Origin of the sequence: Bacteroides sp. f07, assembly GCF_042854785.1 — a bacterium.
Classification (GTDB): Bacteria; Bacteroidota; Bacteroidia; order Bacteroidales; family Bacteroidaceae; genus Bacteroides.
On record NZ_BAABXI010000001.1, the window covers coordinates 723,210 to 735,927 of the forward strand.

At 41.9% G+C, this 12,718-nt stretch carries 11 protein-coding genes; 7 read left to right on the forward strand and 4 right to left on the reverse strand.

Features of this window, described 5'->3' with window-relative positions; translation table 11 throughout:
- Positions 1-16: 16 nt before the first annotated feature.
- From bcp to ACGHVY_RS03035, 3 genes are all read right to left on the reverse strand, one after another.
- On the reverse strand, positions 17-472 hold the full coding sequence (gene bcp, locus ACGHVY_RS03025; protein ID WP_308746391.1) for a thioredoxin-dependent thiol peroxidase: 456 nt from the start codon (positions 470-472) through the stop codon (positions 17-19).
- Positions 473-498: 26 nt separating this feature from the next.
- Complete coding sequence (locus ACGHVY_RS03030; RefSeq protein WP_308746392.1) at positions 499-1,692, reverse strand: saccharopine dehydrogenase family protein; 1,194 nt, start codon at positions 1,690-1,692, stop codon at positions 499-501.
- A gap of 96 nt (positions 1,693-1,788) precedes the next feature.
- Positions 1,789-3,072: a hypothetical protein gene (locus tag ACGHVY_RS03035; protein WP_390597037.1), complete on the reverse strand. Its 1,284-nt coding sequence runs from the start codon at positions 3,070-3,072 to the stop codon at positions 1,789-1,791.
- Between the two features lie 144 nt (positions 3,073-3,216).
- Here ACGHVY_RS03035 and ACGHVY_RS03040 point away from each other — a divergent pair, with 144 nt between their 5' ends.
- Positions 3,217-4,008: an META domain-containing protein gene (locus tag ACGHVY_RS03040; protein ID WP_390597039.1), complete on the forward strand. Its 792-nt coding sequence runs from the start codon at positions 3,217-3,219 to the stop codon at positions 4,006-4,008.
- 130 nt (positions 4,009-4,138) lie between these two features.
- On the opposite strand, the gene ACGHVY_RS03045 is transcribed toward ACGHVY_RS03040, so the two are convergent.
- Positions 4,139-5,395 (reverse strand): DUF3472 domain-containing protein, encoded by a 1,257-nt coding sequence (locus tag ACGHVY_RS03045; RefSeq protein ID WP_390597041.1) that lies wholly within the window; start codon positions 5,393-5,395, stop codon positions 4,139-4,141.
- A 351-nt stretch (positions 5,396-5,746) separates the two neighbouring features.
- Here ACGHVY_RS03045 and dnaK point away from each other — a divergent pair, with 351 nt between their 5' ends.
- The 6 genes from dnaK to ACGHVY_RS03075 all read left to right on the forward strand — a co-directional run bounded on the left by dnaK (position 5,747) and on the right by ACGHVY_RS03075 (position 12,715).
- A complete protein-coding gene (dnaK, locus tag ACGHVY_RS03050; RefSeq protein WP_390597043.1) occupies positions 5,747-7,660 on the forward strand; it encodes a molecular chaperone DnaK in 1,914 nt (637 codons plus the stop codon).
- Positions 7,661-7,872: 212 nt separating this feature from the next.
- On the forward strand, positions 7,873-8,436 hold the full coding sequence (locus tag ACGHVY_RS03055; protein ID WP_117932466.1) for a helix-turn-helix domain-containing protein: 564 nt from the start codon (positions 7,873-7,875) through the stop codon (positions 8,434-8,436).
- Complete coding sequence (locus tag ACGHVY_RS03060) at positions 8,433-9,695, forward strand: site-specific integrase (protein WP_195504196.1); 1,263 nt, start codon at positions 8,433-8,435, stop codon at positions 9,693-9,695. The genes ACGHVY_RS03055 and ACGHVY_RS03060 overlap by 4 nt, the downstream gene beginning before the upstream one ends.
- Positions 9,696-10,009: 314 nt before the next feature.
- Positions 10,010-10,363, forward strand: a complete 354-nt coding sequence (gene mads1, locus ACGHVY_RS03065; protein ID WP_004290508.1) for a methylation-associated defense system helix-turn-helix domain-containing protein MAD1 — start codon at positions 10,010-10,012, stop codon at positions 10,361-10,363.
- A complete protein-coding gene (locus ACGHVY_RS03070) occupies positions 10,360-10,959 on the forward strand; it encodes a BT4734/BF3469 family protein (RefSeq protein WP_390597046.1) in 600 nt (199 codons plus the stop codon). The genes mads1 and ACGHVY_RS03070 overlap by 4 nt, the downstream gene beginning before the upstream one ends.
- The gene (locus ACGHVY_RS03075; RefSeq protein ID WP_390597048.1) at positions 10,910-12,715 is read left to right on the forward strand and encodes a DUF3987 domain-containing protein; all 1,806 of its coding nucleotides are present in this window, start codon (positions 10,910-10,912) and stop codon (positions 12,713-12,715) included. Before ACGHVY_RS03070 ends, ACGHVY_RS03075 begins: the two co-directional genes overlap by 50 nt.
- Positions 12,716-12,718: the final 3 nt, after the last annotated feature.

Sequence of the window (12,718 nt, forward strand, 5' to 3'; positions counted from 1 at the left end):
CTTATAATTAATGGATTTATTGATTTAAAATCTGTGAGGCGTGTTCTTTGGTTTTCACTTCTTTCGGAGTGATAATCCGTTCTACGATTCCTTCTTCGTTAATAAGGAAAGTAGTGCGGAAAGTACCCATATATGCACGTCCGTACAGTTTCTTTTCTCCCCACACGCCAAATTCTTCTACCAATTTCTTATCTGTATCGGCAATCAGCGTGAACGGAAGATTGTTCTTTTCGATAAATTTCTGATGCGACTTTTCATTGTCTACACTCACACCGATTACTTCGTAACCGGCTTTGCGCAGGTCCGAATAATTATCGCGCAGATTGCACGCCTGTGCGGTACAACCGGATGTGCTGTCTTTCGGATAGAAATACAGCACAACTTTTCTTCCTTTGTAAGCACTCAGACGGATTTCTTCGCCTTTTTCATTGATACCCAAGACTTCCGGTGCTTTATCTCCAATGTTAATCATAACTTTATTTCTACTGAATTGATGTTTTACAGCTCTAGATCCTGATCAATCACTTCATGCCAAGGCAGACCTTGCTTGTTCAGTTGTTCCATAAACGGATCCGGGTTGAACTCTTCTACATTGTTTACACCCGGACGTTTCCATTCTCCTTTGAAGAACATCATAGCTCCGATCATTGCCGGAACTCCGGTGGTGTAGCTTACTCCTTGCATGCCTGTTTCCTTGTATGCTTCCTGATGACTGCAATTATTGTAAACATAGTAAGTGCGTTCTTTTCCGTCTTTCAGACCACGGATACGGCAGCCGATAGATGTTTCGCCCTCATAATTCTCACCCAAATCCTGCGGATTAGGCAGTACGGCTTTCAGGAATTGCAGGGGAACAATCTTTACTCCGTTGTAGTCAACCTCGTCAATACGCGCCATACCGATATTCTGAATGACACGTAAGTGGGTTAAATATTCCTGTCCGAAAGTCATCCAGAAACGCGCACGTTTGATAGTCGGGAAGTTTTTCACCAACGATTCCAGTTCTTCGTGATAAAGAAGATAGGAGTCACGGGGACCGATATTCGGATACGTGAGGTCTTTATGGATTTCCAGCGGACCGGTGGTTATCCATTTGCCGTCTTCGTAATAACGTCCGTTCTGAGTGATTTCGCGGATATTGATTTCAGGATTGAAGTTTGTTGCAAATGCTTTATGATGGTTTCCGGCATTACAGTCTACAATATCCAAATATTGAATTTCGTCAAAATAATGTTTGGCTGCATAAGCTGTATAGATGCCGCTTACTCCCGGGTCGAATCCACAACCAAGAATAGCTGTCAGCCCGGCTTCTTTGAAACGTTCATGATAGGCCCACTGCCAACTGTACTCAAAGTGAGCTTCATCTTTCGGCTCATAATTGGCGGTGTCCAGATAGTTCACTCCGGCTTTCAGACAAGCTTCCATGATGGTCAGGTCTTGGTAGGGAAGAGCAACGTTTATCACCATTTCCGGTTTGAAATCGTTGAATAAGGCTACCAGTTCTTCCACATTGTCTGCATCGACCTTAGCTGTCTTTATATTGGGATTACCTATCGCCTCGACGATTCTGTCGCATTTCTCTTTTGTACGGCTGGCAATCATAATATCTGTAAATACATCGGCATTTTGTGCCACTTTGTGCGCAACGACAGTGCCAACACCGCCTGCACCAATAATAAGAACTCTACCCATTTCTTTAAATTGCGAATTAAAATTAAGAATATTAGAATTGTTTATGGAGCAAATATACGTGATTATTTTCAGATAATCATTCGTAGTTACTCCTTTTTATTTGTATCGTCGTAAGGTACCGTTCTCAAATTCCAGCGTTTGGCCATTATAGAACCAAGTTTCAAAACGATTATCTTTTTTCAGTTCGATTTCCACCGGGTCACCAATAGACAGGCGGCATTCATCGGTACTCATACCTGCTTCCAACTCACCCCGGGAAATAATCTGCCAACGTTTCCCGGTAATGCCCGGATATTTCTTCTGTATATCTTCAAATCCGAAAAGGTCTTCGATGTAATTATCATTTTTGATGATAACATCATATTTCAAGTCGGTTTCCACTTCATAGATACTTCCACTTTTGTCTTCCAATAGCAGGACTGCCAAACTGCCGGGAGAAGCCGGTTTCACTTCTTTTATCTCCAGAACCGTATATCGGGGTAAGTGGACACGCGATTCGCTCTGTTTACCTTCAAGGGATACGATTCTTTTGGCTACCAGTATCTTTTTAGGATAAACGGTGTGTCCTGTATATTTGTTTTTCAGTCCTTCGATGTTGTCTGAACTTTTGTTCGTGAAGCTGATTGCGTTTGAAAAATACTTCATTCTCTTTTCACCCTGGAAGTCATTCAAGTCCATGCCCGAGTTGGTTCGTGAGAGGGCGACTTCGATATAATAAGAATGTCCTTGCGTATCTTTAAATATGATTTTTACAGGGTATCTCTGGCTGCCGGCTCCGATAGCGGTGATTGTCGCTTCAGTATTGACGGGAATGGCTACGTCCCGATAACCGGAATAGCTGTTGGCGTCGTCCACCCGGACGTTTTCGGACTGTATATAAATTGTTTTTCCTGTCAACAGATTCTTCGCGGTATCTATATCTTTCAGGCAGACTAATCCGTTAATATATGTACGGGGAGCTTTTTCGCAGATTTCATCCAGACGCATATTCTTTATATCATAATAATACTTTTCTCCTTCACACTCAAATAGGAAACGGGTGGAATAGTTCGTGGTGCTTGACAGGTTTTGGGATTTCTCTTCAGTTCCGGTGAAGGTGAGGATTTTGTATTTCAATAAACTGTTGTCCACTCCCTTGTCAGTGTTGTATTTGGAGAGGGTAGGCATGAACATATCCCGTGAGGATGGAGCAAACATGAATTTCATTCCGGATGTCCATTTGCACAGAGGTTGCAACGGAAAGTTGTTTCTGATAAACTGCTCTTCTTCACTTACGGGAATTTCTTGTGTGGAAGGTGTGGTGACAATGTAGTCGTTTTGTGCTGCGATATGAGACGTACCGCAGCAGAATAAAATCAGAGAGAGAGCGATTGTTCTCATATTTATTTACTTTTTGTGAACTATGTAAATTGTTCGTTTGTTGTACATTCAATGGCAAATGTATATATTTTATATTGTATTGGATGTTATTTCCCAATCTTTTTAATATCTTTGTCTCCAATTTAACTTAAACGTTATAACAATATGAAGAAAGTATTAGTTTCAATTTGCATTGCCGGTGCAGCACTTGCAATGTCATCATGCCGTTCGGTTGAGAAGGCAATCCCTCTGTCATCTATTAATGGTGAGTGGAATATTATAGAAGTTAATGGCTCGAAAGTTGCTCCGGGCGAAAGTAGAACCCTTCCGTTTATTGCATTTGATACGGCTACCGGTCGTGTGTCCGGTAGTAGCGGATGTAACCGTATGATGGGCACGTTCGATGTAAATGCGAAACCGGGAAGCTTGGAACTAGGTGCCATGGCCAGTACCCGGATGATGTGTCCGGATATGACTACCGAAAAGAATGTATTGAGTGCTCTTGCACAAGTAAAGGGATATAAGAAAGCAGGTAAGGAGAAGATGTATCTCTGCAATGCTTCCAAACGCCCGGTTGTTGTTCTTGAAAAGAAGGAGGCTGATGTGAAACTTTCGGTGTTGAATGGAGAATGGAAAATTAAGGAAGCGAATGGTGAAGCGATTCCTTCGGGAATGGAAAAACAACCGTTCATCGCTTTTGATGTGAACAAGAAATCTATTCATGGTAATGCCGGATGTAACTTGATTAACGGAGGTTTTGAAATCAGTACAAGCAATGCCAGAACGATTTCCTTCCCGGGAGTGGCAACTACAATGATGGCTTGTCCTGACATGGAGACGGAAGGCAAGATTCTGAAAGCGTTGAATGAAGTAAAGTCATTCGATGTATTGGCAGGCGGTGGCATTGGGCTATATGATGCCAATAATGCATTGGTTATTGTATTAGAGAAAAAGTAATAATTATAAGGAATAGGAAAGGCTGTTTCAATAAAGCCTGATATTTATGAAATCGGCCTCACTGCTGTCTGTTACAGTGAGGCCGATTTTTAGTTTTTAAAACTTTATATCTAACAGTGGAAGCAGACTGTTACAATTGCTTCAATGCTTCCCAATCAATTTCCGGCTCTTTGCCTGTTGGCTTGCAATAGAACTTTGTTCCCATCGGAACGGATTTGTTAAAGAATCCTCCCATTTTCAGATAAAACCGATTGTCTTTGGTATTACCGCCCTGATAGTCGAGACGGACTTGGGCGCTAGCTGTTGCATCGTGTGTAAAGGTAGCGTCAGTGAGTCGGGACCATTTACCTTCTTTGCTGCGTGCCCATTGGTTGCCGAAGAAAACTTCACGTGACAAATATCCTTGTTCCGGGCTGAAATTTTCAAGGAAGCTGTGAGGACGTTTATACCATGTATTGGTATTGGGGCGTAAGAAACTAGCTATTAATTTCCATTCTTTCTCATCTGTTGCATAGAAATAGGCAGTATAGGTTGTATTACCCTTTCCGTCCGGTCTGATTTGCATCAGAAATTTGTATGTATTACCGGCTTTCCAAGGATATTTCAAATAACTTTGTCCGCCTGAGCCTTCGTTGCCAAACTCTCCGATATGCACATCTTTGCCTTGGCGTAATAGTTTAATCTTTTGGTCATCCGGAATCTCTTTGGGATTTTGTGTATCAAAAGGACTCCATACAGAGAAGAGAATACGGCGTTCTGTCGGAGAGTTATATTGCATTCCGAAATAACCTTCACCGAAGCCGGCTGTCATGTAATAGCTGTGCATTGTTTCCCCTTCTTTGGGTACTGTGATTTCGTTGTAGAACCATTCAGTGTCACCTTCAGGCAGCGTATATCCCAAATGAACGGATGGACCGCGACGCCCCCAATAGTCTGAGAAGTCTTTCACATAATTACTCTTGCCTGTAACATTGTCTGCTATCAATTGCTTAATTTCTCCGAAACTCTCGCCATTTTTAGAGACTCCTTGCAAGTCGATACGAACATACCCTGCTTGGCGTATATCGATATTTCCTACAGGAACTTTGGTGAAATCATCCGATTGCAGATTGACTTTGAAGTTCTTCTTTCCATAACTGACTTTGATTTCGGAATGCCCTTTGGCATACAGTGACAAATCGGCTGTTGTCGGTTGATGTAAATAGAAGTAAATGCTAACGATACTTTTAGGATTTGTCCAGTGTTCAACTCCTTTTTGTGTTATTCGCGCACCATCTTGCTGTCGGGTTACATAGCCATTGCCGGAAACTCCTACAATAAGTTGTTGAGGTTGTGCAAATACGGTAGTGCATAGTAGTAATGCAAGTAGACATAATAGATTTTTCATGTTGATGTCATTGATTGATTTTATGTATAATTCCGATATTAATAAATAGTTTGTTGTTTCATAATGCAATATCACAAAGTTAAGAATTAATTTTCTTTATTGAACCAGAATAGATGATATTTGTTTTTAGTGTCAGTCATTGAATAACTTTCTTTATGGCTATCATGGCAAGAAGGTTTATTAAAACTGTCGTTTTGGCAGATATTATGTCATGCATTCGTATAATTTCTTTTTGGCACACGGTTTGCTTTTTGATAAGCGTCCGTTCGGGACGAAGCTTCGCAGAAGAGGCCGAGAAACAGCCGGACAAAAAGAAATCATTGAATAATAATAAATAAAAAAATAACGATCATGGGAAAAATTATTGGTATTGACTTAGGAACAACGAACTCTTGTGTTTCTGTATTTGAAGGTAACGAACCGGTGGTAATTGCAAACAGTGAAGGTAAACGTACTACTCCTTCTGTTGTCGCTTTCGTAGACGGCGGCGAACGTAAGGTGGGTGACCCTGCTAAACGTCAGGCTATTACTAACCCGACACGTACAATTTTCTCTATCAAACGTTTCATGGGTGAAAATTGGGATCAGGTTCAGAAAGAAGTTACTCGTGTTCCTTATAAAGTAGTGAAAGGTGACAACAACACCCCGCGTGTTGACATTGACGGACGTTTGTATACTCCGCAGGAAATTTCTGCAATGATTCTTCAGAAGATGAAGAAGACTGCAGAAGATTACCTGGGACAGGAAGTGACAGAGGCTGTCATCACCGTTCCTGCATATTTCTCTGACTCTCAGCGTCAGGCTACTAAAGAAGCCGGACAGATTGCCGGTCTGGAAGTAAAACGTATTGTGAACGAACCGACAGCCGCTGCTCTTGCTTACGGTCTGGATAAGGCTCACAAAGACATGAAGATTGCCGTATTCGACCTTGGTGGCGGTACATTTGATATTTCTATCCTCGAATTCGGTGGCGGTGTATTCGAAGTGCTTTCTACAAACGGTGATACTCACCTTGGTGGTGACGACTTCGACCAGGTAATCATCAACTGGCTGGTAGAGGAATTTAAGAATGACGAAGGTGCCGACCTGACTCAGGATCCGATGGCTTTGCAACGTCTGAAAGAAGCTGCTGAAAAGGCTAAGATTGAACTTTCTTCTTCTACAAGTACAGAAATCAACTTGCCGTATATCATGCCGGTAAACGGTGTGCCCAAGCACTTGGTGAAGACTTTGACTCGTGCTAAATTCGAATCTCTGGCTCACAATTTGATTCAGGCTTGTCTTGAGCCATGTAAGAAAGCTATGAGCGATGCTGGTTTGAACAACGCTGATATTGACGAAGTGATTCTTGTTGGTGGTTCTTCACGTATCCCTGCTGTACAGAAGTTGGTAGAAGATTTCTTCGGTAAGGCTCCTTCTAAGGGTGTGAATCCGGATGAGGTAGTAGCTATCGGTGCTGCTGTACAGGGTGCTGTTTTGACAGACGAAATCAAGGGTGTAGTATTGTTGGATGTTACTCCGCTGTCAATGGGTATCGAAACGCTGGGTGGCGTAATGACTAAGTTGATTGATGCTAACACTACAATTCCGGCTCGTAAGAGTGAAACATTCTCTACTGCTGCCGACAATCAGACGGAAGTTACTATCCATGTATTGCAGGGTGAACGTCCGATGGCTGCACAGAATAAATCAATCGGTCAGTTCAACTTGACAGGTATTGCTCCGGCTCGTCGTGGTGTTCCTCAGATTGAGGTTACCTTCGATATTGACGCTAACGGTATCTTGAAGGTATCTGCAAAAGATAAGGCTACCGGTAAGGAACAAGCCATCCGTATCGAGGCTTCCAGCGGTTTGAGCAAGGAAGAAATCGAAAAGATGAAGGCTGAAGCTGAAGCTAATGCCGAAGCTGACAAGAGAGAACGTGAAAAGATTGATAAGTTAAACCAGGCTGACAGCGTAATCTTCCAGACTGAAAATCAGTTGAAGGAATTAGGTGACAAGTTGCCTGCTGACAAGAAAGCTCCGATTGAAGCTGCTCTGCAGAAACTGAAAGACGCTCACAAGGCTCAGGATTTGGCTGCTATTGATGCTGCTATGGCAGAAGTAAATACTGCTTTCCAAGCTGCAAGTGCTGAAATGTATGCACAAAGCGGTGCTCAAGGTGGTGCACAGGCTGGTCCTGATATGAATGGTGGTGCTGGTCAGCAAGATAACAGCAAGCATGGTGATAACGTTCAGGATGCTGACTTTGAGGAGGTCAAATGATTCCGATAAGGAAACAGATAATAAACAATAAGCAAAAGCGTGCAGCTCAATGAGTTGCACGCTTTTGTATTTATAGGGTTCATGGTTGCTATGCGTTTTCTATGGGCTTTTTTATCTCTTATTTGCGACATGTTTGCGACAAGACAAAAAAGTAGATAATGTGGGACTTAATCACACTTATACATACTAATACACACTTAAAAGTAGATGATATGCCAACAATCGGATTTGAAATCAAAAGGAAGTGCAAGGTCTGCGGCAAAGTATTTGTCGCAAAAACACTCGACAGCCATTACTGTTCTCCTAAATGTGGCAAAGTGGCTTGGAAACGCAAAAAGGACGCAAAGGATAGAAACGCAAAGTTAGAAGCCATTGCCCGACAAGTATCAGACATCAGAGAGTATATTTCTGTAAAGGAAGCGGTAGCTATGTTCGGGGTGGAACGCAGTACCCTCTATCGTCTAATCAAATTAGGACGTATTCCTGTAATCAACATGGGTACAAGACTCACACGAATCAAACGCTCCGAAATGGAAAGGCTTTTTCTAAACAGGCAGGAAAGTATTGCAGAAAAAGAAAAGCCTGTTCCTAAAACATATAGCTTAGAGCCGGAGGATTGTTATACCATTACAGAGATTTGTGAGAAATATCATATTAATGATAGTTCAGTATGGGCGCACGTCAGAAAATACTCCATCCCCTCAAGACAAATAGGAAACTATGTGTATGTACCCAAACAAGAAATTGATAATCTATATAAATCAGAAGTAGAATGAAGAAAGCATTACCCCATACCAAAGTGACCGTCAAACTCAGAAGGTCGAATTATAAAGAAGAGTGGTATCTGATTATAGAGTCGTACCCAGTTTACAAGAGAGGTTCTAAACGGGCAAGCCGTGTGGTGGAATCTATTAACCGGATTATATCCACACCTGTTTGGGATAAGTCGTCCATTGCACGTATTTTGCCGGATGGAACATTCAACTATAAGCCTAAACGTGATTTGAATGGAATTATCCAATGCCGTTCAACGATAGACCAAGAGGCTTGTATCTATGCCGACAATGTGCGTAAGTTACGCCAGCACGAATATGACAGTGCCGTCCTCTACACTGATAAGGAAAACGAAATCGCTGCACAAAATGAACGAAGCGAACAGGACTTTATCAAATACTTCAATGGCATCATCAGTAAACGGCATCCCAATAGCTCTAATTCAATAATAGTCAATTGGACTCGTGTGGGAGAATTATTGAAAATCTATTCGCAAGGCAACCCGATTCCGTTTAAGACGATTTCCGTAAAACTACTTGAAGACATCAAAATGTTCATGTTACGTGCCCCGATGGGAGGCAATAAGAAAGGGACTATTTCACAGAATACAGCTTCCACCTATTTCTCCATCCTCAAAGCCGGATTGAAACAGGCGTTCGTTGATGAATATCTGACGGTTGACATCAGCGCAAAAGTAAAAGGAATAACAAACATAGAGACACCTCGTGTTGCACTTACTATGAATGAAGTGCAAATGTTGGTTGATACTCCTTGTAAAGATGATGTTTTGAAACGTGCGTTCTTGTTTTCTATCCTTACAGGATTGCGACATAGCGATATTCAGTCATTGAAGTGGCAGCAGATTCAACAGACAAGCAAAGGTACATGGCAAGCGATTGTGATTCAGCAAAAAACAAAACGACCCGATTATAAGCCAGTCATCCAACAAGCCCTTCAGCTATGTGGTGAACGCCCAAGTAATGATGAAGTGCTCGTTTTTGAGGGATTGACAGATGCCTCTTGGATTTCCCGTCCTTTGAAAGCTTGGATAGAAGCATCCGGCATCAAGAAACATATCACCTTCCATTGCGGGAGGCATAGCTACGCTTCGCTATTGTTGGAAAATGGTGTTGACATATACACTATCAAGTCTTTAATGGGACATACAAATGTCAAAACCACGCAGATTTATACGCATATCGTAAACGAACAAAAAGAGAAAGCCGCCAATACGCTGCATATAGAAAATTTGGGTTTATAGGTTATAGTGGAGACTTCCACCATTGAGCACCAACGACTTATATAATATCAACGACACACTTACCACCGTATTCCCCTCATGAAGCATCGGCTTTTTGAGGGGGATTTTGTTGTATAGACGTTCTCCGTGAAGAGGGTATTAGTCCTAATAGTGGTTTATCCCTATTTTATTTTCTTTTTCAGCAAATCATTGTGTTAATGAAAACTAAATCTATCGGTGGCAAATAAGTGGCTAATTGGTGGCTTTCAAGCACCTATTTAGCACTCATAAACATCCCTATACTTTTGCGGCATTAACTTTAATACGAAGAAAAAATGGCTTATAAAGTAAATTCATTGGAGGAAATGCCAAATGCGTTGTCCTACCTGATTGAGTCCGTAGAAGCACTACAATCCAAAGTAAATGCCTTGCAGCATAAGCAGGCAAGTAATTCACCCAAGTGGATGGATATAGACGAACTTTGTGCTTATCTGCCATCACATCCAGCCAAACAGACAGTTTATGGATGGGTATCTACCAAACAGATTCCCGTACATAAAATAAATAAGGCTTTGGCTTTCCTGCAATCGGAGATTGACGATTGGTTGAAGAACAAATCGCACAAAACCCAAGATGACTTAATGGAAGAAGCCAGACGATTTGTCGAATCTAAAAAGATTATCAGATGATGGGAACGACAGATTATTGCTTTTCGTTCTTTCGCAAGCCCATTCAAAACATCGAACCGATAAGGGCGGTAGGCATTGTGGATGTGTATCGCTATGTCATCGGGCATTATGCGCAACCACAAACCGCATCCCTGCGTTCGATGCTACCTTCTCCCGAATCCAAAAGATACAAAGCCACCCATTTCGACTATTGTACTTTTTCGGGATTATTCCGCAAACGGAATGAAAAGGAACTGATTATGCACTCAGGATTGATGTGTTTGGATTTCGACCATGTGGAGAATATCGTGGAGTTAAAACAGCAATTGCTCAATCATGAATATTTCGATACGGAACTGTTATTTGTTAGTCCATCCGGTAGCGGATTGAAGTGGATAATACCTGTTGACTTGAAAGGATGGGAACATTCCCGGTACTTCAAGGCTGTCGCCAACTGTATCAAAACAACAGGTTTGCCATCAGTGGATATGTCCGGCAGTGATGTGGCTCGTTCTTGCTTTCTATCATACGACCCACAAGCATATATTAACCCTAAATACAAAGATGATGTCGAAGAAAATATTTTCCGTCCAAGATTGGGAGAATGTCCCTTCTGAAATACTGCAAACACATACGCCTGATATTGTCCCTATATGTAATAAGGTTAAAGACGATGTAGAAAGTGTTGTTCGGGAGATAGAACAACGTGGCATTGATATAGCACCCAATTATAAAGATTGGATGGAGTTGGGTTTTGCGCTTGTTGATGGATTGGGAGAGAACGGACGGGAGTATTATCATCGCATCAGCAGATTTTACCCTACCTATCAAAGGGAAGAAACAGATAAACAATATACGCATTGTTTGCAATCCAAAGGGCAAGGCATTACTATCCGTTCTTTCTTCCATTTGGCAAATCAAGCTGGAATTTCATTGGCTCCATCCAACAAAGAGCATTTATCCATTTTGCCAAATATCCAAAATGGCAAAACGGGCAAATGGATAAAATCAGAAGAAGAACTTCCTGCATTTCCTGAATGTGTATTTGAGCATCTTCCTCCTTTTCTAAATGAGGTTGTCAATAACTCCATTTCAGTAGATGACCGTGATACGATACTGATTGGGGCGATTGTGTGTTTGTCGGTTTGCTTTTATAATGTTTGTGGTGTGTACGATGAACGCATTGTTTATCCGAATCTATATCTGTTTGTTGTGGCAGATGCAGGTATGGGAAAAGGGGCATTGACCTTATGCCGGGAATTGGTAGCTCCCATTAACCGTAATTTGCATGAACTTTCAAAGCAGATGGAACAGGAATACAAAGAAGCGATGAGCACTTATATCAAAGGTAAGAAAACTGATGGAATGACTATGCCTGCCGAGCCGCCCATGCGTATGCTTGTCATTCCAGCCAATAGCAGCGCAAGCTCTTTCTTGAAGATATTGGGAGATAATGACGGAATCGGACTGTTGTTTGAATCGGAGGGCGACACGTTAAGCCAAACATTGAAGTCGGACTATGGCAATTATTCCGATGTGTTGCGAAAGGCATTCCATCATGAGTTGGTAAGTTTGAGCCGTCGTAAGGATAGGGAGTATTGTGAAGTAGCTAATCCGAGAGTTTCTGTAGTTTTGGCTGGAACTCCCGAACAGGTAAGAAGGTTGATACCTGATGCGGAGAACGGGTTGATGAGTCGCTTTTGCTTTTATATCATTCGCTTCAAGCGAGGTATAAGAAATGTGTTTGCCACAAGCGACATTTCCCAATCCAAGAATGCCAAGTTCAGACTATTGGGAGATAAATTCTGCCATCTGCATGAGGAATTTGTACGACAGGGAAATTATTCATTCTCCCTTCCCTCCGATTTACAGGAACACTTTATAGAATACCTCAGCCGTGTGAATGAAGAGTGTTGTGACGAAGTGGATAACAAGATGCAAGGAGTAGTCAGACGGATGGGACTGATTGCTTATCGTATAATGATGGTGTTGACAGCTGTCCGGCATTTGGAGAATGTACATCGCAATTCTTCCTCACATGACAAGACAGAGCAACTGGTCTGCCATGAGTTTGACTATTCTACAGCCATGAATATTTGCGAAACCTTACTTTATCATGCCGTATTCATTTATCAGAATTTGTCAGGAAATCAGTCCAAACGATTCAATTTCGCTTCGCAAGAGACCGGTGTTTATGCACGAAGGAATGCCCTTTATAATATGCTACCCGATACTTTCACAAAGAAGGATTATGATGCACAGGTTTCATCTTTGGGCGAAAATGGAAGTACTGCAAACAAGTGGATAGAAGCCTTTATCAAAGATGGCAAGCTATGCCGAATAGAGCAAGGGAAATATAGGAAGATTTTTTGAGTG